Source organism: Persicimonas caeni, from assembly GCF_006517175.1.
Classification (GTDB): Bacteria; Myxococcota_A; Bradymonadia; order Bradymonadales; family Bradymonadaceae; genus Persicimonas; species Persicimonas caeni.
Window position 1 is genome coordinate 4,045,605 of the sequence record NZ_CP041186.1, and the last position, 24,723, is coordinate 4,070,327.

Annotated in this window: 18 protein-coding genes; 17 read left to right on the forward strand and 1 reads right to left on the reverse strand. The window is 63.8% G+C overall.

What is annotated here, in order from left to right; genetic code table 11:
* Positions 1 to 71 precede the first annotated feature (71 nt).
* From FIV42_RS15010 to FIV42_RS15055, 10 genes are all read left to right on the forward strand, one after another.
* Positions 72 to 1,100 carry a prolipoprotein diacylglyceryl transferase gene (locus FIV42_RS15010; protein WP_141198478.1) on the forward strand — a complete coding sequence of 343 codons (1,029 nt, stop codon included), beginning with the start codon at positions 72 to 74 and terminating at the stop codon, positions 1,098 to 1,100.
* Positions 1,101 to 1,206: 106 nt separating this feature from the next.
* A complete protein-coding gene (locus tag FIV42_RS15015) occupies positions 1,207 to 2,949 on the forward strand; it encodes a DUF2330 domain-containing protein (RefSeq protein ID WP_141198479.1) in 1,743 nt (580 codons plus the stop codon).
* 333 nt (positions 2,950 to 3,282) lie between these two features.
* Entirely contained in the window at positions 3,283 to 5,037 is a 1,755-nt protein-coding gene (locus FIV42_RS15020; RefSeq protein WP_141198480.1) for a DUF2330 domain-containing protein, read from the forward strand.
* Positions 5,038 to 5,338: 301 nt separating this feature from the next.
* Positions 5,339 to 6,136, forward strand: coding sequence for an outer membrane beta-barrel protein (locus FIV42_RS15025; RefSeq protein WP_141198481.1), 798 nt, complete (start codon positions 5,339 to 5,341; stop codon positions 6,134 to 6,136).
* Positions 6,137 to 6,440: 304 nt separating this feature from the next.
* Entirely contained in the window at positions 6,441 to 7,007 is a 567-nt protein-coding gene (locus tag FIV42_RS15030; protein WP_141198482.1) for a peptidylprolyl isomerase, read from the forward strand.
* Positions 7,008 to 7,084: 77 nt separating this feature from the next.
* Positions 7,085 to 7,807 (forward strand): outer membrane beta-barrel protein, encoded by a 723-nt coding sequence (locus FIV42_RS15035; RefSeq protein ID WP_141198483.1) that lies wholly within the window; start codon positions 7,085 to 7,087, stop codon positions 7,805 to 7,807.
* Positions 7,808 to 8,129: 322 nt separating this feature from the next.
* On the forward strand, positions 8,130 to 9,092 hold the full coding sequence (locus FIV42_RS15040) for an ROK family protein (RefSeq protein WP_141198484.1): 963 nt from the start codon (positions 8,130 to 8,132) through the stop codon (positions 9,090 to 9,092).
* A 5-nt stretch (positions 9,093 to 9,097) separates the two neighbouring features.
* Positions 9,098 to 10,513 carry an MBL fold metallo-hydrolase gene (locus tag FIV42_RS15045; protein WP_168210663.1) on the forward strand — a complete coding sequence of 472 codons (1,416 nt, stop codon included), beginning with the start codon at positions 9,098 to 9,100 and terminating at the stop codon, positions 10,511 to 10,513.
* Positions 10,514 to 10,766: 253 nt separating this feature from the next.
* A complete protein-coding gene (locus FIV42_RS15050) occupies positions 10,767 to 12,653 on the forward strand; it encodes a tetratricopeptide repeat protein (protein WP_141198486.1) in 1,887 nt (628 codons plus the stop codon).
* Between the two features lie 176 nt (positions 12,654 to 12,829).
* On the forward strand, positions 12,830 to 13,630 hold the full coding sequence (locus FIV42_RS15055) for an Fpg/Nei family DNA glycosylase (protein WP_141198487.1): 801 nt from the start codon (positions 12,830 to 12,832) through the stop codon (positions 13,628 to 13,630).
* Between the two features lie 59 nt (positions 13,631 to 13,689).
* Here FIV42_RS15055 and FIV42_RS15060 read toward each other — a convergent pair whose 3' ends face one another.
* Positions 13,690 to 14,667: an alpha/beta hydrolase gene (locus tag FIV42_RS15060; RefSeq protein WP_141198488.1), complete on the reverse strand. Its 978-nt coding sequence runs from the start codon at positions 14,665 to 14,667 to the stop codon at positions 13,690 to 13,692.
* A 204-nt stretch (positions 14,668 to 14,871) separates the two neighbouring features.
* On the opposite strand from FIV42_RS15060, the gene FIV42_RS15065 reads away from it, so the two are divergent.
* From FIV42_RS15065 to acs, 7 genes are all read left to right on the forward strand, one after another.
* Positions 14,872 to 15,882 (forward strand): tetratricopeptide repeat protein, encoded by a 1,011-nt coding sequence (locus FIV42_RS15065; protein WP_168210664.1) that lies wholly within the window; start codon positions 14,872 to 14,874, stop codon positions 15,880 to 15,882.
* A gap of 199 nt (positions 15,883 to 16,081) precedes the next feature.
* Positions 16,082 to 18,103 carry a serine/threonine protein kinase gene (locus tag FIV42_RS15070; RefSeq protein WP_141198490.1) on the forward strand — a complete coding sequence of 674 codons (2,022 nt, stop codon included), beginning with the start codon at positions 16,082 to 16,084 and terminating at the stop codon, positions 18,101 to 18,103.
* Positions 18,104 to 18,210: 107 nt separating this feature from the next.
* Positions 18,211 to 18,684, forward strand: a complete 474-nt coding sequence (locus FIV42_RS15075; protein WP_141198491.1) for a c-type cytochrome domain-containing protein — start codon at positions 18,211 to 18,213, stop codon at positions 18,682 to 18,684.
* A 193-nt stretch (positions 18,685 to 18,877) separates the two neighbouring features.
* Positions 18,878 to 19,378: a hypothetical protein gene (locus FIV42_RS15080; protein WP_141198492.1), complete on the forward strand. Its 501-nt coding sequence runs from the start codon at positions 18,878 to 18,880 to the stop codon at positions 19,376 to 19,378.
* Positions 19,379 to 19,471: 93 nt separating this feature from the next.
* The gene (locus FIV42_RS15085; protein WP_141198493.1) at positions 19,472 to 21,004 is read left to right on the forward strand and encodes an ABC transporter substrate-binding protein; all 1,533 of its coding nucleotides are present in this window, start codon (positions 19,472 to 19,474) and stop codon (positions 21,002 to 21,004) included.
* 241 nt (positions 21,005 to 21,245) lie between these two features.
* Positions 21,246 to 22,409: a serine/threonine protein kinase gene (locus FIV42_RS15090; RefSeq protein WP_168210665.1), complete on the forward strand. Its 1,164-nt coding sequence runs from the start codon at positions 21,246 to 21,248 to the stop codon at positions 22,407 to 22,409.
* A gap of 201 nt (positions 22,410 to 22,610) precedes the next feature.
* Positions 22,611 to 24,587, forward strand: coding sequence for an acetate--CoA ligase (acs, locus tag FIV42_RS15095; protein ID WP_141198495.1), 1,977 nt, complete (start codon positions 22,611 to 22,613; stop codon positions 24,585 to 24,587).
* Positions 24,588 to 24,723 lie beyond the last annotated feature (136 nt).

A 24,723-nucleotide genomic window follows, 5' to 3' on the forward strand; every position in this document is an offset into this window, starting at 1 on the left:
GTTGGATAGAACGACCCCAAAATTGTAGTTTGTCCGCTCAAATAGCACGCTTCAACTCTCGAAGGCCTCCGATGTTCCCCACCTTATTCGACAGCTCCTGGATCGGCCTCGACGGCGCGCTGCACTTCACCATCCCGTCGTATTTCGCCGCCATCATGATCGGCTTTCTGGGCGCGGCCTACCTCGCTCAGAAAGACGCCGAGAAGATGGGCATCGAGCGGCACAAGTTCGTCGACTTCGCCATCTGGATGCTCATCGTCGGCGTGCTCGGCGCACGCTTCATGCACGTCATCGCCGACGGCCTCTTCTGGGACTACGTCCACCTGATCACCGACCCCTTCAAGCTCGACGGCCGCGAGTTGGCCAGCGGCGCGGCCTGCTTTGCCAACGAGCAATGCCTGGCCGACCAGCAAGCGGGCATGGATATCGGCGCGGTGTGCAACGTGGCCGACGGGCTGTGCTACCCGCAGCGCGACCCGTTTCGCTGGCTCAAATTCTGGGCCGGCGGCCTGACCATCTACGGCTCGCTCATCGGCACGGTCGCGGTGGCCTGGTACTTCATCAAGAAGAACGGCTGGGACACCTGGAAGATCTTGGACCTTGGCGGCTACGGCATCCCATTCGGGCTGTTCATGGGCCGCTTGGGCTGCCTGGCCGCCGGCTGCTGCTTCGGCGACGTCTGCCACATCGACTGGCTGGGCGTGCGCTTCCCGCAGGGCTCGCTGGCCTACCAGCACCACTTCGACAACCACTACGACGCGCTCAACACGCAGTGGCACGAGGGCATCAAGGCGAGCCTGCTGGTGTACCCCACCCAGCTCATGTCGAGCCTGTACGCGCTGTGCATCTTCTTGGTCACGTACTTCTGGGTGCGCCCCAACAAGAAATTCGACGGGCAGGTCTTCTTGACCTTCGCCGTGCTCTATCCGATCGCGCGCTTCATGGTCGAGTTCCTGCGCGCCGACCAGCGCGGCACGATTCTGGGGCTGTCGACGAGTCAGGCGGTGAGCATCCCCGTCGTCCTGCTCGCCGCGTTCTTCCTTTGGAAAAAGTGGCGAGAGGCGAAGGCGGCGGAATCTTCGGGGAGCGAGGACTTGTAGAGCTGCGACCCTACCCGAAAACCTCACCTCATGTTAGATCTAAATCATCCCCAACGCGTTAGTACCGGTCGTAACCCACGACCGACTCTGTCTACGGAGGATGTAAATGGATCTGACCCACCGGGCTCATGCCGCCGTCGTAGCGTTCATCGCCGCGACTTTCGTCACCTTCGCCGCTCCCGCTGACGCTGACGCCTTCTGCGGGTTTTACGTCTCGGGCGCCGAAGCCGACCTATACAACGACGCCACCATGGTCAGCCTGATGCGCCAGGGAAAGCGCACCGTGCTCGCCATGCAGAACAGCTACGAGGGGCCGCCCGAGGACTTCGCGATGGTGGTGCCCGTGCCGGTGGTGTTGGAGAAAAAGCAGGTCAAGACGCTGTCGGATGACGTGTTCAATCGCCTCGACCGGCTCACCGCGCCGAGGCTCGTCGAGTACTGGGAGCGGGACCCGTGCTACAAGCCGCCGAAGCGTCACTACTATGAATCCCAGGACATTGCAGGCGAGATGTCTTCGCGCTCGCGGCGAAGCTCGGCGAAGAAGTCCAAGCCCAAGGTCCAGGTCCACGCCAAGTTCAAGGTCGGCGAGTACGATATCGTCATCTTGAGCTCGACCGAGTCGACCGCACTCGAGGATTGGCTCAACCAGAACAAGTACAATATCCCCAAGGGCGCCGCCCCGTACTTCAAGCCGTATATCCAAAACGGCCAGTACTTCTTCGTGGCCAAGGTCGACGTCGAGAAGGTCAAGTTCCAGGACGGCAAGGCGGTGTTGTCTCCGCTGCGCTTCCACTACGACAGCGACGACTTCATGCTGCCGGTGCGCCTGGGGCTCATCAACTCGAAGGGCGCGCAAGACCTGATCGCGTTCGTGCTCGGCAAAAACCAGCGCTACGAGGTCGCCAACTACCCCAACGTGACCATCCCGACGAACATCATCGTCAACGAGGAGGTCAAAAAGAACTTCGGCGGCTTCTACAACGAGCTGTTCAACAACGTGATGAAGGAGAACCCCAAAGCGGTCGTCACCGAGTATAGCTGGGCGACCTCGACCTGTGACCCGTGCCCGGGCCCGCCGCTGCGGCCCAACGACATCCTGAGCCTGGGCGCCGACGTCATCGACGGCCAAGCCTCCAAGCCGTCGTCGTCGAACGACCCTCCCGGCCAGCGTCGCCGACGCCGCTTCGTGCAGCCACCGCCCCGCATGAATACCCGCGGCTGGGTCGTCACCCGCCTGCACGCCCGCTACAACAAGCACACCTTGGGCAAAGACCTCGTCTTCAAAAAGGCCCCGCCGATCATCGGCGGCCGAGGTATGCCGCAGGGCGCCGAGGGGATGATGCACGAGAAGGGCTCCCGGCAGGCCAACGTCAACAACTTCCAGGGCCGCTACATCAAGCTCAACCACTGGGAAGGCGCCGTCGACTGCGAAAACCCTCGCCGCGGCGTGTGGGGTGGACCCAACGGCCAGGGCCAGGCGCGCTCGCAGGCCGCCGGCGACATCGCCTTCGACAAGCCCGAGTCGGACTACGCGCTCGCCAAATACGTCGAGGAGGAGAACGTCCCCGGCCTCAAATTCCCCACGAAGGACTACTCCGAGCCGGTCGGTAATCTCTTTCCGGTCGTCGATACGAAGTCCGGCGGCATGGGCGATGGCAAGATAAATGACGGTAACGGCAACGACGGGAACAAGGCTAAGGACGGCTCGGGCGGCGAAGTGCGCCACCCGCGTGGCTCGGGCACCGGCGGGTGTGCTGGGCCGAGTGGAGAGTCGAAGGCCGGGCTGTCGTTTGTCGTGCTTCTGCTCGCGTTCGGTGGGCTCGGAAAAATCTTGTGGCGGCGGGAGTGATCGCCATCCGCGGAGCCGGGGCAAGCCCCGAGCGGAGCCCTTGCCGGTGCAGCCCCACGGCTTGCCGTGGGGTTTTGACGCCGAAAATCACATATGACCGCCAACAAGACGTTGCGCATCGGCAAATACGGCCGCAAATGCAATATTCGGCATGGCCAATTCGCCGCGACGAATATTGCCGAATTGTGAAAATCAAAGTTGGTACGGAGTTCAGGTGGCGCACGGTGTACCCCACGGCAAGCCGTGGGGCTGCACGGGCGCCCCAAACAACGGGGCGAGCTCCGCTGGGGGCAAGCCCCCGCTCCGCGAACTACAAATCATTGGAGGGTTGAAATGAGTTGGACTTGTCGGATCTCTACAGCTTTTTTGACGATCATCGTCGTTTCACTCCTCCTGCCCACCACCGCCTCGGCCTTCTGCGGCTTCTACGTCTCCGGCGCCAACGCCGACCTGTACAACAACGCCACCATGGTCAGCCTGATGCGCGAGGGAAAGCGCACGGTGCTCTCCATGCAGAACAATTACGAGGGCCCGCCCAAAGACTTCGCGATGGTGGTGCCCGTGCCGGTGGTGCTCGAGAAAAAGCAGGTCAAGACGCTGCCCGACGACGTCTTCGCCCGCCTCGACCAACTCACCGCGCCGAGGCTCGTGGAGTATTGGGAGCGCGACCCGTGTGAAGTTCGGAAGAAGAAAGGCAGCCTGTTGCTCGATCTTGGCAGTAGCGGTCGCGGCAGCGCGGGCATGCAGTTCAGCGTGCCGGCCAAGGCGAAGGTCAAGGTCCACGCGCAGTTCAAGGTCGGCGAGTACGATATCGCCATCTTGAGCTCGACCGAGTCGACCGCGCTCGAGAAGTGGCTCAAACAGAATAAGTACAATATCCCCAAGGGCGCCGCCCCGTACTTCAAGCCGTATATCCAAAACGGCCAGTACTTCTTTGTGGCCAAGGTCGACGTCAAAAAGGTCAAGTTCGAGGACGGCGAGGCCGTGTTGTCGCCGATTCGCTTCCACTACGACAGCGACGACTTCGTGTTGCCGGTCCGGCTGGGCCTCATCAACTCGAAGGGCGTCCAAGACCTCATCGCCTTCGTGCTCGCCAAGGGCCAGCGCTACGAGGTGGCGAATTACCCGAACGTGACCATCCCGACGAACGTGGTGGTCAACGAGAAGGCCAAAAAGAACTTCGGCGGGTTCTACAACGAGCTGTTCGACAACGTCTTGAAGGAGAATCCCAAGGCGGTGGTCACCGAGTACAGCTGGAGGACGTCGACTTGCGACCCGTGCCCGGGCCCGCCGCTTCGCAACAAGGACCTGATGACCTTGGGCGCCGACGTGCTGACCGCGGCGATGCTCGACAAGGCGGCCGAGCAACGTGAGGAGGCGCGTAAAAAATCGGGGAGTGTCGCGCCCGCGCCGCGACGCCGCGTCGTCCACCAAAACTGGGTCGTCACTCGCCTGCACGCCCGCTACAACAAGCACACGCTGGGCAAAGACCTCGTCTTCAAGAAGGCCAAGCCCATCGTCGGCGGCCGCGGCATGCCCCAGGGCGCCGAGGGCACATTCAGCGAGAAGGGCTCGAAGCAGGCCAACGTCAACAACTTCCAGGGCCGCTATATCAAGCTCAATCACTGGGCGGGCGACGTCGACTGCGAAAACCCGCGCCGAGGCATCTGGGGCGGGCCGGGCGGCCGCGGCAAGGCCAAGGCCGACGCCGCCAAAGACCTCGCCTTCGACGCCCCCAAGTCGAAGCTGGCGCTGTCCAAATACGTCGAGGAGAAGAAGGTCGCCGGTTTGAAGAAGGACGTCGCCAAGTACAACAAGCCGGTGGGCGACGTCTTGCCCTCGACGGGCGCCGAGTCGCCAGAGAAAGACGATCCCGAGAAAACCAAACCAGCGAAACCCAAAAGGGACAAAAACGACGACGAGTCGTCGATGCTCCCGGCGTCCGGCGAGGACTCGGCGCGCGCCCAGACGGCCGCGTCGGGCGGCTGCGCCGGCCCGGGCGGGGCGTCCGAGGCGGGGATGCCGCTCATCGTTCTGTTGCTCGCGCTCGGTGGGTTGGGGCGGGTTTTGTGGGGGCGGGAGCTTTGAGCGCCCTTGCCTCTCGAGCGGTCCCCTTAGCCTCGCAGACAGCGCTCGGCACTTCCCCATGCGCTGGAAAACGCGCTGGGGAAGGGGATTGCAGGCAAGGAAAGTGGTTCATAGGTGCAATCCCCCTCCCCAGGCCGCTTTTCAGGACCAGGGGAGGTGGCGGCGTGGCGTAGCCATAGCCGCCGGAGGGGCCCCCTCAGCCAGCAAGGGACTCCAGCACGACCCACCGTTGGCAAATCCACCCAATTTCGGGTATCAACACCCCACCAATTGACGTGTTGCTGTCCCCGGTGGAGTTGCCATGAATTGCTCTCGCTTGCTGTCCCTCGTCTGCCTGATTGCTGCCAGCCTCGCCTTTACGAGCACCGCATCGGCCCAATCGAAAACTCGCGTCGACCTGTCGGTGGGCATCAAAGGAGGCGCGGCGATGTCCGCGGTCACCGAGGTGCCCAACCTGACCCCCGAGCAGTGGACGCGCTACGGCGCGCGCGACGACGTCTCCGGGTTCTTCGGCGCCTTCGGCGTCGGCGCCGCCGCCGGGCTCGCGCTCGAGGCGCGTGCTTGGGAGGTGCTGGGGCTGGAGACCGGCTTTTACTACTCGCAGGACCACGCCACCGGCTGGCTCGACAAAGAGCACGCCACCTCGAACACCAACCTCGGGCGCATCTACTCCGAGCAGGAGACCAGCGCGCTGCACATCCCGCTCTTGCTCAAGGTCAACGCCAAGACCGAGATGATTAAGCCCTTCTTCGGGCTCGGCCTGGAGTTCGTCCTGCAGCAAGACAGCGACCTGAGCTACCGCACCGACGACCGCGCCGTGGAGCCCTTCGAGCGCGAGTACGAGCGGCGCAACCGCATCGAGGAGTCGAGCTACACGCTGCTGCAAATCACCACCGGCATCGAGATCGACCTGGGCGAGGTGCGCATCCCCATCGAAGTGCGCGCCGGCTACAACCTGGGCTGGGACGAGACCTTCAACGCCCGCGTCGACCCGCGCCAGCAGGACGACGGGAGCTACTTGCTGTTCTATAACGGCGAGTATCTGGGGAACTTCGGGTTCTTTACGGGTGTGATGTATGACTGGGATTTGATGATTTAGGGCATTGAAGGCGTAGCTTTTTGGCGCCCCCCATCCGCCTCGCGCTACACCGCGCGCTCGGCACCTTCCCCCAGGGGAAGGGATGTCCCTGCGGAAAGCTACGTGGTTCAGAGGTGCTAAGGCAGCCCTTCCCCACGGGGAAGGTGGCTCGCGCGCCTTACAGCGCGAGACGGATGGGGGGTGCCGCGAAGCTACGCCCTGCTTTCCGCAGAGGCCCACCACCCCAGTTGACGAACGCCCCCACAAACGCCACATTACCCCACACTCGGAAGTATCAACCTCAACAACCCAAGAGGACACACCCATGAGCACCCTCAAGAAATTCGACGAAACCCCGTCCGATTACGTCTCCGGCGATGGCGAGCTGCACGCCATCCTGCACACCAACCACGGCGACATCGACGTCAAGCTGTTCGAAGACCGCGCCCCGAAGACCGTGGCGAACTTCGTCGGTCTGGCGACCGGTCAGCGTGAGTACAAAGATCCGGGCACCGGCGAGTGGACGACCGGGTCGTACTACGACGGCATCATCTTCCACCGCATCATCGACGGCTTCATGATCCAGGGCGGCGACCCGACCGGCACCGGTCGCGGCGGCCCTGGCTACAAGTTCGAGGACGAGTTCCACCCGGAGCTTCGCCACGACTCGGCCGGCAAGCTGTCGATGGCCAACGCCGGGCCGAACACCAACGGCAGCCAGTTCTTCATCACCCTGGGCGCCACCCCGCACCTCGACGACCGCCACGCCGTGTTCGGCGAGGTCGTCGGCGGCATGGACGTGGTCCAAAAGATCGGCTCGGTGCAGACCGGCCGCGCCGATCGCCCGGTTAACGAGGTGGTGATCGAGAGCGTCGACGTCAAGCGCGTCTGATCGCGCACGGGTCTGATAGTGTAACGGTGCCGCCGCCGCCCACGACTGGCGACAGGAGGCGGCGAGTGGAGGAGACGATGAGCAACGCCCTTTCCAAGCTTCTGGCCGCAGGCCTTCTAGTCGCCTTCGGCGTCTTCGTGCCGGCCTCCTCGCAGGCCGAGGGGTTGGCGCTGGGCGCCAAGGTCGGCGGCAACTGGAGCTTGTTGAGCAAGCCGTCCGATCCGGCCGGTGAGCCCTCGCTTTTGAGCGGCTCGGCCTTCGACGGCATGGGCTTTCTCGTCGGCGGCACCGTTCACTATCCCCTCGTCGAGACCCAGGGCGCCGTGCTCGAGTTCGAGGGCGGCCTGCTCTTCAGTCGCCACTCGGCGATGGGCTTCGAGCAAGATCCCGAGACGGGCAACCGGCGCGACGTCACCCTGCAGGCCAATATGCTGCGCGTGCCGCTGCTCGTTCACCTTCGCCGCGGCACCGCCGACACCCCGGCCAGCGGCTTTCGCCTCGGCGTCGGCCTCGAGCCGATGCTCGGCCTGCAGAGCGGGGCCATCGTCGATCCCGGCCCCGAAAAGCTGCACACCACGCCCACCTCCCATCTGGGCGCCACCGTCGCGCTCGGCTTCGACTACCAGGCGAACCCGCAACTGAGCATCCCCCTCGAGTTCCGCGCCACGTGGGACCCCTTCGTCGCCGACAACACCGTCGAGCGCTTCGACGACTTCAACACGTCGAACGACCCGGGCAACTACCAAGTCGCCTACAACTGGCAGTTGTTCTTCATGACCGGCGTGCGATGGCAGTTGTGAGGGAGCACAAGAAGAGTAAAGGAGCGAAAGAGTAAAGGAGCGAAAGAGTAAAAGAGTGAAAGAGCGAAAGAGTTGAGGCAGCGAAAGAGTAAAAGAGCGAAAGAGTAAATAAGCAAAGAAGCAAAACTCCCCCATTGCCTTTGTGGGACGCGTTGGCATGTTCAGCACGTAGCCCGACTTCACCCGTTTACTTCTTCACTCTTTTACTTTTTCACCCGTTTACTTCTTCACCCGTTCACTTCTTCACTCGTTTACTTCTTCACTCTTTTACTTTTTCACTCGTTTACTTCTTCACTCCCTTTCACTTCTTCACCCTCTTGCCATGTCCTTCTACGCTGGCTTCGACATCGGCGGCACGAACGCTCGCCTCAGTCTCTTCGATGATTCGTGGCAGGTTTTGGCCGAGGCGCGCGAGAGTGTGCGCGAGGCGCTGACGCCCGAGGAGGTCGGGCAGGCGATGCATCGCATGCTCGAGGACGCCGGCGCCGAGGCCGGAGTCGACCCGGCGAGCCTCGCCAGCGTGGGCGTGGGCATCGCCGGCCAGCTCGACGCGACCGGCTCGGTCATCATCAACGCGCCCAACCTGGGCTGGCGGGATATTCGCTTCGCCGACATGCTCCGCGAGGAGCTCGAGGAGGACTTCGGCCAGCTCGATATCCGCATCGTCAACGACCTGAGCGCGCTGTTGTGGGGCGAGCATTGCAAAGGGGCGATCACCGACGCCGACAACGTCTTGGCCGTGTACGTGGGCACCGGCGTGGGCGGGGCGATCTTGTCGAACGGCGAACTCATCAACGGCGCAGGCGGCAAGGCCGGCGAGATCGGTCACGCCAAGGTCGTGCCCGGCGGCCGGCTTTGCGGGTGCGGGCAGCGCGGCTGCGTCGAGGCGTACGCGGGCGGTGTCCACCTCGAGAGGATGGCCGCCGAGATCGCCGAGCCCGAGGGGCTCGACGCGGTGCTCCGACCCGGCGAGGCCATCACTGCCGACCTGTTCGAGGCTGACAAACTCGCCGCAGAGGGCCACGAGGCGTTCGACGAGCTGTGGGAGAGGGCCACCGACTACCTGGCCCTGACGATGGCCAACGCCTGCACCCTGCTCAACCCGGCCGTACTGCTGTTGGGCGGCGGCATCCTCGACAACCTCGACGATTTCCGCGGGCGCGTGCTCACCAAAGTGCCCCCGCTGGTGCTCGAATCCGCCCGCGACGACCTCGAGATCCGCTTCCCCGAGTTGGGCGACGAGGCCGGAGTGTTCGGTGCCGCGAAGCTCGCACGAGGCACATGAGTCGTATGTCATCTAGCGAACCCAGCCAAACCTCCGGCGTCGTCCTCACGCGCGGCGCAGGCGGCGAGCTCGAACTCTTCTGGGCGCGCAGGCCGCACGATGCCGGCTTTATGGGCGGCTTCTTTTCGTATTTCGTCGGTCGCGTCGAGCGCGAAGATCACTCGACGCCCCTCGACGTCGACGAGGGCGAGCTCGCCGTCGCGCGGGAGTTCTACGCGGCGGCGACCCGCGAGCTCTTCGAGGAATCGGGGCTCAACTTCGAGGCGAGTCGGCTCGCGCACCTGGGCGGCTGGCGTACGCCGAGTTGGCTCGACGAGGATTTCTACACCGAGTTTTTCTGGCTGCACCTGAGCGACGAAGAGTGCGAGCGCCTCGGGGTCGACGAGCTCCATAAGAAAGTCGACCGCGACGAGATCGCCTTCTCGGAGTGGATTCGCCCCGAAGACGCGCTCGAGCGCTGGAGCACGGGGCGCGCGCCGATGACGCCGCCGCTCGTGGCCGTGCTCGACATCTTCGCGCACACGCCCCTCGACGAGGTCGCAGGCGAGCTCGACCGGCGCCGCGACGCCCACAGGCGCGACGCGCCCATGGAGATCGTCGGCGGCCTGAGCGTCCTGCCCCTCGAAACGGCGACCATCCCGCCGGCCACGCATACCAACTGCTATTTTGTGGGCGACGAGCGCTTCGTGGTCATCGACCCGGGCTCGGCCGACGACGCCGAGCTCGAGCTCCTCTTCGGCGCGATCGATGGTTTCCTGGAGCAGGGGCGCGGGCTGGCCGCTGTGGTGCTCACGCACCACCATCGCGATCACGTCTCCGGGGTGTCGGCCCTCGTCGAGCGCTACGACGCCGAGGTCTGGGCGCATCACGAGCTGGTCGCTCGCCTCAAGGACTTGCCGGTCGACCGCGAGCTCGAAGACGGCGAGGCGATCGAGCTCGGCCCGGACACGTTGACCTGCCTGCACACGCCAGGTCACGCCCCTGACCACCTGTGCCTGTTCCACGAGCGCACGAAGAGCGTCATCGCCGGAGATCTGGTCGCCTCGAAGGGGACGATCGTCATCAACCCGCCCGAGGGCCACGTCGGCCAGTACATGGAGAGCCTGCGGCGTATCCGCGAGCTCGGCCCGCGCACCATCTTTCCGGCCCACGGCTGGGCGATCACCGACCCGCGCGGGCGGCTCGACTTCTATATCTCCCACCGTATGAAGCGCGAGCGCGGCATTCTCGAGGCGCTCAGGCGCGCCTCGACGTCGGTCACGCCCATCGACCTCGTCCCCGAGGTGTACGACGACGTCCCCGCCCACGTGTGGCCGTTGGCCGCGCGCAGCCTGCTCGCCCACCTGGTGCATCTGGTCGAAGAGGATTTCGCCGAGACCGATGGGCAGAAGTTTTGGGCCACCGAGAATTTGGGCGGGTAGGGTGTTTGTAAATCGAAGAGCATGTCTTGCAGGGATCGTTGCGCCAGCTACATAGGCATCTAAGGACATAGGGGCTGCGAGTTGGAGGCTCGGCACGATACGCAACCCTTATGTCCTTAATTGCTTATGTAGAAGGCGTTGCGCCCCTGCAAGGCCACCGATAAAAGCCAGATCCAACTTGTACCCGCGCATCCAGCGCACAAATTTGTTAAAGTAGTTGCGTCAACGCCTAACCGCGCAGAGGACTATGGCAATGAAGGTACGTCGACAGCTTGTGGCATGGATTGGTGCTGGCTTGATGCTCGCCGCGGGCACGCCCGCGTTTGCTCAGGACAGTAAACAACAGCAAAAGGCGCCCGCCGCCGAGTCGGAGGCGCAGGGCGACGCCGACAAAGCTGCCCTCGACCTGTTGGAGACGGCTCAGAAGCAGTATCAGGCAGGCAAGTGGGAGCAGGCGCGCGAGAGCTACAAGAAGGCCTACGATACGGCCCCCGACGACAGCCGCCTCAAGGCGCAAGCGGCGCTGGAGTGGAGCAGCCTTTTGTGGGAGCAGGGCGATTACGCCGCGGCCGACAAGCGCGTGGACGACGCGTTGAGGCGTGCGCGCAAGTTGAAGATGAACGAGGCCGTCGGCCGCCTGTTGCTCACTCAGGGCCATATCCAAGCAAGCCAGGGTAAGCTTAGAAAGGCCGAAAACACCCTCAAAATCTGCATCAACCTGACCTCCGAGCAAAACGACGAGGTCTTCGGGGCGTTGTGCAAGCTCAACCACCGTCTGGTGCGCCAGCTTCGCGGGCGTCCGGCAGGGCCCGACTCCGACTATAAAAAGGCGATCGCGCAGCTCGAGGCCGCCGGCACGCCGCTATCGGTGGGCTCGGCGCTGGCCAAGACCGCCGGGCTCTACGCCCAGGGCGGCAATCCTGCCAAGGCGCTCGAGTTGTTGAAGCGCGCCCAGCAGAGCTTCTCCAAGGCCGACAGCGTGCCCGCGCAGCTCAGAAACCGGCTGCGCATCGCCAAGTTGTTGCAGGAGCAGGGCCAGCACGCCCAGGCGGACAAGTACCTCGAGGGGCTGGTCGGCAAGTTCAGCGCCATGAATAACCGGCCCGCGCTGGTCGACGCGCTGGTGCTCACCGCCCAGTCCGAGATGCACAAGGGCAACGCGGCGGCCGCCCAGAAGCACTACGAGCGCGCATTGTCGGTGGCCAAGAAGACCAAGAGTCCGAATCTCATCGCCCGCAGCCAACTCGCCTTGTGCGAGTTCGGCGTGAGCGCTGGCAAGGGGAGCCAATTCGAGGACAAGTGCACGGCGGCGGCCAAGACCTTCGACAAGCTCGGCATCCCCGACCTCGCCGCGCGCTCGAACGCCCAGCTCGCCGGGCTGTACCACGCGCAGGGCCAGCTCAACAAAGCCAGCGCGATGTACTCCAAGGTGATCCAGCGCCTCGAGAAGACCGGCGTGCCCGGCACCCACGACACCCCGGCGGTGGCCACCTATCGCGCCAACCTGTGCCAGGTCGAGATGAGCCTGCGCTCCAACGGCGCGCACTACCTGTGCAAAAAGGCGCTCGAGGAGCTCGAGAAGCAGAAGTCGGCCAACCCGGCGATGCTCGCCGCGACCCACTACGGCGTGGGCGTCACCGCCGGACGCGACGGCTGGGCGCCCGGGGGGCTCGACCACCTGAACAAGGCCGTCGAGCTGTCGCTCGAGCAGACGCCCCCCGACCGCGCGCTCGCCTCCGATGCGATGCTGCGCCGCGGCATCATTTTGGGTCAGATGAAGAACAAAGAGGACGAGGCCGCTCACGCCTTCAAAAAGGGCATCGCCATCACCGAGCAGGACAAGTCCGACAGCCTGCGCGCCACCCGCGTGCAACTGCGCACCCAACTCGCCCAACTCCAGCTCGAAGAGAGGGAGTGGAAGACCGCCAAAGGCTCGCTCGAAGCGCTCATCGAAGACGCCAAGGGCGACCCCCAGTCGCAAGCGTGGGCCTACAGCGGCTTGGCCCGGGCCGAGTTGAAGCTCGGTGACAAGAAGGCAGCCAAGAAGGCGCTCCAAAAGGGCTTGCCGTTGGCCAAGAAGGCCGGCGACAAGGAGTTGGTGAGCAACTTCAAAGAGAATTTGGAGAAGTTCGAGGAGTAAGGGTTGAGTGGTTGAGTGGTTCAGTTGTTTAGTGGTTTCTTGGCTGCGGGATGTCGCCGGTTCGCGGCGTCTTTGCCCATCGGCTTCTACGCTAGAGCTTCTCGATTGCGCTTGCGAGCTCGATCACTCGACCACTGAACCACTGAACCACTGAACCACTGAACCACTCAAACCCAGTGCCCGAATTACCCGAAGTAGAAATCACCCGCCGAAACCTCGTTCATTGGTGGGAGGGCCGCGCCGCCACTGAAGTCGTCGTGGTCGACGACAAACCGCTGCGCGACACCGACCCCGACGCGCTCGTCGAGGCTCTGAAGCAGCGTGCCGAGCGCATCGACCGGCACGGCAAATACACCGTGGTCCGTCTGGAGGATGGCTCGACGCTCATCGTTCATTTTCGGATGACTGGAAAGATCGTGCGCTGCGAGGAGCCCGAGCCCAAGTACGCGAGGCTGTCGTGGAAGGTAGACGACACCGGCTGGCTCGTCTTCAAGGACCAGCGCCGACTGGGCACCGTCCGGCTGCTCGCTCCGGACGAATTCGAGGAGTACGAGCCCATCCAAAAGATGGGGCCGGATGCCTTGGAGATCTCCGGCGAGCAGCTGCGCGAGCTGCTACCCGAGCGGCGCATGCTCAAGACGGCGTTGATGGACCAAGAGGTCATCGCCGGGCTGGGCAATATTGCGGCGATCGAGATCATGTGGCGCATGCAACTCGGTCCGCGGGCCAAGTGCGGAGACCTGACTGACGAGCAATACGACGAACTTGCCGAGACCATCGTCGAGTTTCTCGAACACGTCATCGCCGTCGAACAAGCCGATGAGGTGGTCTACCTCGAGGAGAGCCGCGCCGACAATCCATTCGACGTGTACGGCCGCGAAGGCGAAGCGTGTCCGCGCTGCGGAACTGAGCTCGCGCGTACCAAGGTCGGTGGTCGGTCGAGCTATTACTGCCCGTCGTGCCAACCAACCACTTAACCACTCAACCACTCAACCACTCAACCACTCAACCACACGGGTCGAGAAGCTGCCCCAGATCAGTCGACCTCAGTCAGCCAATTCGACATCGGTTCGAAGACCGTCTCCTGGGCCTTCTCGGAGATGAACAGGTCGGCATGGGCGTACCAATTTTCGTCGTCGCCGACCACGAGCACATCCGAGCAGCTTCCGGTGGCGACCCTGCATACGCTGTTGGCCGCGCCGGCGGGCACGATGCCGTCGGAGTTGGCCAGCAGGCACAGGATCGACAGGTCTTCGACGTGGGCCAGAGCGTCGGTGACGTTGACCCCGTCGACGACGAGATCGCGGTTGTTGATCCACTTGGCGATCTGCACGTTCAGGTACGGGTTGGGGTTGTCGACCGTCTTGACCATCTCGTCGGCTTCGCTCAGGTCGATCTGGTCGGCGTTCATGTAGATCGACAGCAGCCAGGGGACCTTCTTGAGCATCGGCAAGAAGGTCTTGGCGAGCAGGCGCGTGCCGCGAATCGGCACCAGAGCGGCGACCTTGGGCGACTGGAAGGCGAATTTGACCAGCGGGTGGACCTCGTCCCAGCGCAGCGGCCCGCCGATGGCGATGAGCGAGGCAAACCGGTGGTTCTTCTGGTGGTGGGCCAGGTACCCGTAGAGTACCGAGGCGCCCAGACTACAGCCGACGGCGTGGACGTTTTCGACGTCGGGCTCGGTCTGCGTCTCTTCGAGCACCAGGTCGAGCACGACCGGAAAGTCGACCAACCCCAGCTCACGAAAACCGTACTTGAGCGTGCCGCCCACCTTTTGGGAGTCGCCTTGGCCGCGCAGGTTCGCCGCCCACACCTCGAAGCCCTTCGAGCACAGGTACTCGATCATCGAGGGGCCGGTGGGGTGGAAGTTCAAGATGAAGGTGTTCATCCCGTAACCCGGGATCATCACCACCGGCTTGCGAGACGGATCGAAGTATTCAGGATCGTGGTAGCGCGTGACGTCGAGGCGCCATCCGTCGAAATTGTTGGGGCGAAACGTATGGTCGATGAGCATGGAGGCCTCGTCGTTACGAGGGGGAGCGCCGTGAGTGCGGTGGTAGGCAGCGTTGAAAACTCGTAGTATTCAGGATTTTCTGTGAAAAAAGAATTGAAATACTTGTCTATTGTCGCTTTTAAGCGTACCGTAGAGTCGACATTTGCCTCGAAGAGCGTGTTTTTTTGAGGCCTGATTCATCTTGCAGGTCGAGTTGTAGAGACCGTGAAAGATTTTAAGCAGAACCCATCTGGCGTCGTTCGACATACCTTCCATAAATCGTGGGACGAGCCGCGGCAAGCGACCACGAGCCGTCGATGTACCGATCCCTCCCGACGCGTCGCACTACTAAAAGCCCTTTGCCTTTCCACCGTCCTTGCATGGAGTCCGTCGATCTGGGCCCAAGACGCCGCTCCAGAGGCGTCCAGCACCGATCAGGCAGCTGACGAGCAGGCGGAGGCGGCCGAGGAAGGCTCGGCGTCGTTCGACGAGGACAAGTTCTTCGACCTGGTCAGCCAGGGTCAGACCAAATTCAAGGCTCAGGACTACGAAGCGGCCGCCGAGCTCTTCAAGCAGGCGTACGCGATGAAGCCCGACGCCACGCTGCTGTTCAATATCGGCATCGCTTTCGAGAAGCACGGTAATCTCGAAGAAGCGCTGGCTTACTATGATCGGTTTGTCGACGCGCCAAACGTGGAATTAAAGGCGCGAAGCCACGCCAATAAGCGCTCGAAACTCATCCGCGAGATCCTCGACGACCGTGCACAAGCCAAGAAAGCCGAAGAAGCTGAGAAAGCTGAGGCCGAAGCTCGCGCAGGTCGAGAGGCGGCCGCGTCGCGGGAGCAGGCCGAGTCCCAACCCGAGCAGCAACAGGCCGGCGTGGGCCAGCAGACGCAGGCTCTGCCCGAGCCGCAGTACGACTACACGATGACCTGGATCACGCTCGGATCGGGGACTGTGGCGGCGATTGGCGGTGGGGTCTTCATGGCCATGGCTCATTCGTCCGGCGACGACGTGCTCGACGGGGCGACGCCCGAGGCGCGTCGAGCCTCGCAAAGCGACGCCAATACCTACGCCATCATCTCGGACAGCCTCTTCATCACCGGCGGGCTTTTGGCTGCCACCGGCGTGTACTTCTGGCTAACGGCCGAACCGATCGAGCAAGACACTCGAGCCACCATCGCTCCCCAACTCGGCCCCGACCGAGCCGGAGTGCAGATGCAACTGAAGTTCTAAACACCAAGTCGCGCCAGCGCGTGGCGGCAGGTTGATAATGGACCGACTTTCAATCCTCGACCGCACCGACTCGGGGCGGCCTACATACTTAAAACACCCATTTAATCACGATAGGTGACGCAGCGCCGCCAGGCCGCCGTAACACCTCGACCTCACTGTCGAAGTGACTCTTCGGCTGACCAACAGCGGTAGTCAGACCATGGCCAACAAGACACACCCAGAAGCTGACAGCGAGCAGGTTTCCACCCCGTCGGGTCCCGAGGGGGAGCAGGAGTTGGCGTCGGTCGAAGTCGAGCCGATCGAGTCGACGTCGTCTCAATCGCAGCACGCCGATATCGAGCAACTGATCGGCAGGAAGATCGCGGATCGCTATCTCGTCAAACGCTGCATCGGCGTCGGTGGCATGGGCGTGGTCTACTTGGCCGAGCACGAGCAGCTCAGCCGCAAAGTGGTCGTCAAGACCATTCGGCGCTCCGACCTCAACGACGAATCCGACGCCAAGCGCTTCGAGCGCGAGGCGCTGGGTCTCAGCCAGCTCGACCACCCCAATATCGTGACCATCTACGACTTCGGCCACGAGGGGACGCTCTCCTACATCGTCATGGAGTTCGTCGACGGCGGCACGTTGCGTCAGGTGATGAAGAATACCGGGCCGATGGTGCTGGCCGACTTCGGTCTGGTCGCCATTCAGATCCTCGACGCAGTCGGAGAAGCCCACCGCCGCGGTCTGATCCACCGCGATCTCAAGCCGTCGAACATCATGCTCTGTGAGAAGCAGGGCAAGCCGAACTTCGTCAAGGTCCTCGACTTCGGGTTGGCCAAACTGCTCCGCGACGGCGCGGAGTTGACCCAGAAAGACACCGTCATCGGCTCGGTCTCCTACATGGCGCCCGAGCAGATCTTGGGCATGGACGTCGACACCCGCGCCGATGTCTACGCCCTGGGCGTGCTCTTCTACCAGATGCTGTCGGGCGAAAAGCCGTTCAAAGGCGGTGAGATGGGCGTGCTGTACCAGCACGTGCACTCCGACCCGCCGCACCTGTCGGAGGTGCTGCCGGCCGACCACGATATCCCCAAGAACGTCATCGATCTGGTCCACGTGTGCCTGAGCAAGGATCCCGACGACCGTCCCCGCAACGCCAACATGGTCCAGGAGATGTTGCGCGGCGCCGTCGACGCCTCAGACATCTTTGCCAGTCCTTGGTCGGGCGCTCGCCACCTGAGCCCGGGAAGCGGCGAGTTTTATATCCCCACCGAAGGCTCGTCTAGCCGCAGCAGGCAGGTGCCTCAGGCCGGCGAGTACAGCGGAGTCATCTCGAAGCCCCTGCTCCAAGAGAATGTCGAGCAGGCCACCGCCGACCCGTCGTCGAACAAGCTCAAGATCGCGTTGGCAGCCGTCGGCCTCGTCGCTCTGCTCGGCGTTGGCTTCGCTGCCATGAATATGGGCGCCGAGAACGACGGGGCCGACGAACAGGCCCAGGCCCAGCAGCAGGAGGACTCCGCTCGAAGCGCGCGCGAGGCGCTCGACCGCGTGGACGCCCTCATCAAAAAGGGCAGCTACGCCCAGGCCAAGATGATCCTCGACTCCACCAAAGACTCGCGCAAAGGCAACCCGGAGTTGCTCGAACAAGAGGCGCGTCTGCGCGTGGCGATCGACTTGCAACGTCTGATGCAGAAGGCCGCCGAGCAAAGCGAGCATGCTCAGTTCGACGAGGCGATGGCGACCTATCGCAAGGTGCTCGAGCAGGACGGCAACCACGCCGACGCCAAGAAGGCCCTGGCAGAATTGGAGAGCTATCCCGTGGTGACCGTGACCTCGACGCCGGCCGCGTCGCTGTGGGTCGACGGGGAGCGGGTCGGTCAAACGCCCATCGATCACCGGCTCGCCCCCGGGGAGCACACCCTCGAGTTGAGCGTTGCCGACTACCAGAAGTGGACCGAGACCTACGAGCTGGCCGTCGGCGATCACGAGCGGATTCAGGCCAAGCTGCAGAAAGCCGGGGGCTCCGCAGGAGCTCGCCGAGACCGCCCAAAGGCCCGGCCCCGCCAAGTCGAGCGCTCGCAGGGACGCAAGCCGAAAGCCTCGGCCGGGGCGAAGCCTGCTACCAAGACCTCTGCTTCGACGAAGGAAACCAAAGAGCCAAAGCGCAAGATCGACTTGCTCATGCCGGCCGATGAAGATCTCGAGGACGATTCGGTGCCCATGATGGGCATCGAGTGAATGAAGTCACGCGATTGGGATCGATGTGACTGAGACGACGATTGAATGACGACGCACTCAAATGTGGACATGGCTCGATGTATCAGCCCATGAGAAGGCCGCGAGGGATGGTAGCCGCGCTGGTCGCTGCAATGCTTGCCGGCGCGATCGGATGTAGCGACTCCGCCAACGACACGGACCCCTCGCCGGACGCCGGGGCAGACGCCTCGGGCGACGTGACGGTGCGTGACGTGCGCGACCCGCAACTGCCACCGACGTTCCCTAACGTGGCCGACGTCATCCGCAGAAACTGCGCCTCCGGGGCCTGCCACGGTGGGCGCGGGGCGGGCAACTTCTACATCCCGCACAACGTCGATGCCACCAATGCAGAAGTGCGCTACGCCCTGCAAGACGTGACCAGCAGGAAATGGGAGATGCCTTTGATCGAGCCGGGAGTTCCCGCCGAGAGCGAGGTCTTCTTGCGTATCACCTCCCAGACCGAGGGAGAGCGCATGCCTCAAGAGCCGCGAGACCGGCTGCTGAGCTGGGAAATCGAGATGATCGAGAACTGGATCGCAAACGGCGCGCTGTACGAGGAGTAGGCGCCTTCGAACCACGAGATGGAACGGTTTTTAAAGAATGGTTCGCTCCGGCGGATCAGGCCGGCTGCCAGCGGCGCCGGCGAGGAGGGGAGGGGCTCGACGCCGCTCCCCAAAGAGGACGCAGGACATCTTCCTGCGAATGTGTCGCACACATGATGTTTCACATGAGCTGCAACGAGAAAGGAGAGAGAGGATGAGTGACTCGAAGAAATTGAACCGACGTGAAGCCATCAAGCGCATGGGCATTGTCAGTGCGCTCACGCTCAGCGTGCCCGCCACCCTCTGGGGCTGCGGCGACAGTGCGACCGACGACTCGAGCAACGGTGGAGTGGACGAATACGACAAGCAGCGCGTCAAGGCGCTCGAAGAGGCGAGTCGCAAGAAGTTCTACTCCGCCGCCGATCCCGACGTGTGGGAGGGCAAGGCCGGCTCGCACGTGCCCGCAGTGACCTTCGTCGGCGGCGGCATCGTCGAGGTGTTCACCAACCACGAGATGACCGTCGAGCACCATATCAACGCGCACTACATCAAAGACGCCGACACCGGCGAGGTGCTCGGCCTGACCGAGTATAGCGGCCTCGATGCCGAGGCGCGCACCGAGTTCACCCTCCCGGCGGGCGTGCAACGGATCATCGTCCACTCGTGCTGCAACCAGCACGAAAACTGGGTGGCCGATGAAAAAGACGTCTCGTAATGACCACGCAGGCGGAGCGCGTCTGCTTGCAGGCGCGCTCCTCGCCGGCATCACCGACTAGCCTCGCAGATTTCTTTTATACGGGTTCACAGGATGTTCAGGAACGACCCCTCCGCTGCCGTAGCGGCACGCACTGCACTCGTCATCGCCGGCTGCATGCTGTTGGCGGGCTGCACGAGTCTCGAAAACTTTACCGAGTGCGAAACGGACTCCGCGTGCAAGAGCAAATATGGATCGCTCTCCGTATGTGCCGACGACGGCATCTGTGAGCAGATGACTCGGGACATGCTCCAGGCCCCCTGTGACCGGACCTACGGCAACTTCGGCGCAGAAGACGTGGTGCCCGTGGGCGTGCTTCTGCCGAGCAGCGGCGCGCTGGGCGGTGTCGGCACGCCGGTGCGTCAGGCGATCTACCTGGCCACCGACGACATCAACGCCATGGGCGGGCTCAACGGCCGAGAGATGGCCCTGGTCGTGTGTGATTCCGCCGGCGACCGCGATGTGGCGCGGCAAGCGGCGACTTACTTGATCGAAGACCTCGGGGTCGAGGCCATCCTCGGGCCGCTTACCGCCACCAGCGCCTTCGCGTTGGCCGACTTGGCCAAGCAGCACGAGGTGCCGATGATCTCGCCGTCGATCACCGACCCGAACCTGTCGGACATCGACGATGGCGGCTATATCTGGCGCACCGTCGCCACCGACGACAAGCAAGGCGAGGCCTTGGCCAAGCTCGTCCAGCACATCATGGACACCGTGCTCGACAAGCCGCACGAGGACGTCCGAGTCGCCATGGTCGTCAACGACGACATCTACGGCGAGACCCTCAACCGCGCGTTTACCCAGCACATGATCGCGAGCGGTTACCTCGACTTCAACCCCAACCCCGGCGGCCCCGATCAGGTCGTGTCGATCTCGTACGAAAACGCGGTCAACATCGACCGGACCGTGCCCACCGACCTGGAGATGTTCAAAGAGCTGGAGAGCCTGTCGCCGGCGCCGGATATCGTGGTGTGGCTCGGACGCCCCGACCTTTGGGTGACCATGCTCTCCTACGACCAGCTGATGCGCTCACCGACCATCGGCCACACCGCCTATCACGTCATGCCCGACCTGGCGAAAGACATCGCGCGCGCCGAGATGGGCAGCGAAGAGGTCGCAGGGCGCATTTGGGGCACAGCCCTCAAGACCAACGCCGACGCGAGCTACCCGCCGTTCCAGAGCTTTCGAACGATTTACCAAGACGCTTGGGTTTATGATCCGGTGCAGGTTCAATACGCCTCGAACGGCTGGGACGCTACATACGCGCTGGCCATCGCCGCCAAGAACACCGACCTGAGCGGCGAGCAGATCAACAAGGGCCTCGAGCGTCTGACCGCCGATGGCACCGAAGTCGAGGCGGTCAAATCGGATCTCCAAAAGGCGTATAACGCCGTGAGCAACGGCCAATCGGTGGCGCTCCAGGGGGCTTCGGGCCCCATCGCCTTCGACCCGCAGACCGGCGACATCGAGAGCGACCGCGACATCATCTTGTGGTGCTACGCGCACCATACGCTGACCGAGGTCGGCAGCATCTTCGACGGTGAGACGTTCACCGCGCGCAGCTGCATCGAGGCAGCGGCCGAATAGGCCGGCGCCGCGTGCAGCGGTGCAAATTACGCAGTGGCCGGCGGCGGTGCGCAAAATATGCGCGCTGCCGCCGGCCACTTTTGCTCTGTGCGTCACACTGCACCCTGATCGCGCGGTTGGCACGCACCTTGCTCTCCTTACGTGATATCTTGTTTACGAAGAGTAACGTGAGGCGGCCGGGGAGGCCGCAACGAGGAGCAGCATGTTCGGTCGAGTGCAGAAATCGGGGAGAATTAGGCGGGTGCTGTCGAAGACCTGCGTGGAGTGCAACACGGCGGTGGGGTACTCGGAGTCGGTATGCGGCCACTGTGGCACAGGACGCCCCGAAGCGGGCTGGGATGAGCTGGACGCGTTGGTCGACCCGTGGCTCGGACGGTTGATCCACGACCGTTATTTACTGCGCCGGCGTATCGGCCACGGCGCGTCGGGTCGGGTTTATTTGGCGTCGATGCATCCGACCGATCACGCCGTGGCCATCAAGTTGATCAATCTGCGAAGCGAGCCCGCCGGCCAAGATGCAGGCGACGCCAAGCGCCGCTTCGAGCGTGAGATCGCCGCGCTGGCCCACCTGAACAGCCCGCACGTGCTCCAGTTGATCGACGTGGTCGAACTGGCCGAGGACTACGTAGGCTTGGTCACCGACTTCGTCGACGGCCACACGCTCGGCCAGGTTCTGGACCGAAGCGGGCGCCTCGAGATGGCGCGGGCGGTCGAGCTCGGCTCCCAGATCGCCGACGCGCTCGGCCAGGTGCACGCCGCGGGCGTGGCCCATCGGGATTTGAAGCCCGACAACATCATCGTCGAGCAGCTGCATCGCGACGACGAGATGATTCACCTGATCGACTTTGGTATCGCGCATATCTGCGGAGAGGTCTCCAAGACCCACGGGTTTGTCGGCACGCCGCTATACGCCAGCCCCGAGCAGAGCCGTGGCGACGAGATCGATGTTCGCACCGACGTCTATTCACTGGGCGCGGTCCTCTTCCACCTGCTGACCGGTCGGCCCCCGTTTACGGGCACAAACCCCTACCAACTGCTGCACAAGCACGTGACGCAAACGGCCCCCGCTCTGGCCGAGGTGGCCGGCGACCGCGACTTCCCCGAAGACCTCGAGAGGCTGGTCGCCGACATGCTGCGCAAAGCGCCCAGCCAGCGCCCGGCGTCGATGCACGAGGTCGCCGAGCGGCTGCGCGGCATCGCCCCGCACCTCGGCGCGCGCGCCTCCGGGGACGGCCGTGGCCACGCTCCGTCGGCAGCCATCCTCGCCGGCAGCCGCGTCATTCCCTACGAGCGCTCCCCTCGGGTGGTCGCACCGATGCAGAACCACCCCGCCGATCCCCAGCGAACGCGCGACGACTCGTCTGCCCAAGATACGTGCATAAATTGGCGTGTGCGTCACAGCTGAGCCGCCGCTGCACAGGGCCGCCGGATGCCTGCTCGGCTGCGCCATCAGTTGCGCAAATCCGCCAGATTTCCTACAAACGACCCACCAAGCTGTATACCTAGGCCAAACCGCACGACCGCAAGCCGCCCGCCGGCTGTCGTGTGCGCGTGCCTGAATCCGGACAGCCCTAATCGCTGACAAACCTAATCAAGGAGCCAGAAGGTGAACGAAGACAAAATCGAGAGCATCCTTCAGGAAGAGCGCAAATTCGAGCCGCCTGCCGACTTTGCCGCCCAGGCCAACGTCGACGCGGACAAGCTCCAAGAGCTTCGCGACAAGTACGAACAAGATCCGGACGCCTTCTGGGGTGATCTGGCGCGTGAGGAGCTCGTGTGGGACGAGGAGTTCGACACCGTGCTCGAGTGGGAGCCGCCGTTTGCCAAGTGGTTCACCGGCGGCAAGCTCAACGTCAGCGCGCAGTGTCTCGACCGACACCTGGACACCTGGCGGCGCAACAAGGCCGCGATCATCTGGGAAGGCGAGCCGGGCGACCAGGTCACGCTGACCTACCAGCAGCTGCACGCCGAGGTGTGCCGTTTTGCCAACGCCCTCGAAGGTCTCGGAGTCGAAGCGGGCGACCGCGTGGCGCTCTACATGCCGATGGTCCCCGAGTTGGCGATCGCGGTGCTCGCCTGCGCGCGCATCGGCGCCCCGCACAGCGTCATCTTTGGCGGCTTCAGCGCCCAGGCCATCCGTGAGCGCGTCGAGGATGCCGACTGCAAAGTGATCATCACCGCCGACGGCGGCTGGCGTCGCGGCGAGGTCATCCGCCTCAAAGACGCCGTCGACGAGGCGCTCGAGAAGGGCTGCGACAGCGTCGAGGACGTCGTGGTGGTGCGGCGCACCGAGAACAAGGTCGACTGGAACAACGAGCGCGACCACTGGTGGGACGATCTGGTCGGCGGCCAGTCGACCCATCACGAGCCGAAGTCCTTCGACTCCGAGCACCCGCTGTTCATCCTCTACACCAGCGGCACGACCGGAAAACCCAAGGGCGTGGTGCACACCTCGGCGGGCTACGCGCTGTGGACCAAGCTCACCTCGCGGTGGGTCTTCGACCTCAAGGACGACGACGTCTACTGGTGCACCGCCGATATCGGCTGGATCACCGGCCACAGCTACATCGTGTACGGCCCGCTTCAGGAGGGCGCCACCAGCCTGATGTACGAGGGCGCGCCCAACTACCCCAAGCCCGACCGCTTCTGGGACATCGTCGAGCGCCACGGGGTGAACACGTTCTACACCGCGCCGACCGCCATTCGCGCGTTCATGAAGTGGGGCGAGGAGCACGTCGACAAGCACGACCTGTCGACCTTGCGCCTTTTGGGCACCGTCGGCGAGCCGATCAACCCGGAGGCGTGGATGTGGTACCGCGACAAGATCGGCAACAACGAGTGTCCCATCGTCGACACCTGGTGGCAGACCGAGACCGGCGGCCACATGATCTCGCCGATGCCGGGGGCGACCACCACCGTGCCCGGAAGCGCCACGCACCCGCTGCCGGGCATCGAAGCCGACGTCGTCGACAAAGACGGCAACTCGGTGGGCGCCAACGAAGGTGGCTTCCTGGTGATCAAGCGCCCGTGGCCGTCGATGCTGCGCACCGTCTATGGAAACCCGGAGCGCTACAAGCAGGGCTATTTCGGCCGCTTTGGCGACATCTACTTTGCCGGTGACGGCGCTCGCAAGGACGAGGACGGCAACATCTGGATCATGGGCCGCATCGACGACGTCATCAACGTCAGCGGCCACCGTCTGGGCACCATGGAGATCGAGAGCGCGCTGGTGAGCCACCCGGCGGTCGCCGAAGCCGCCGTGGTCGCGCGTCCCGACGAGATCAAAGGCCAGGCTGTGGTCGCCTTTGTGACCACCGAAGACGACGAGCCGCCCCGAAGCCTGGGCGACGACCTCAAGCAGCACGTGGTCGACGAGATCGGCGTCATCGCACGCCCGGCCGAGATCCGGTTCACTCCGGCGCTGCCCAAGACCCGAAGCGGCAAGATCATGCGCCGACTTCTGGCCGACATCGCCGCCGGGCGCGAGACCGGTGACACCACCACTCTCGAGGACGCCAGCGTGCTCGAGAAGCTCAAAGGTGAGGCGAAGGGCCAAGCCGACGGAGAGCCCGAACCGGCGTGAGCATCGACGGGGCCCTTCGGGGCCCCACCATTGATTCCACACACGTCCGGATCTACACTTTTAGTGAGCCGTCTCCGTCCATCGGAATGCCGCGCCCCGTTTGGCGCGTTTCATTTCTCGACGGACCTCTATTGCC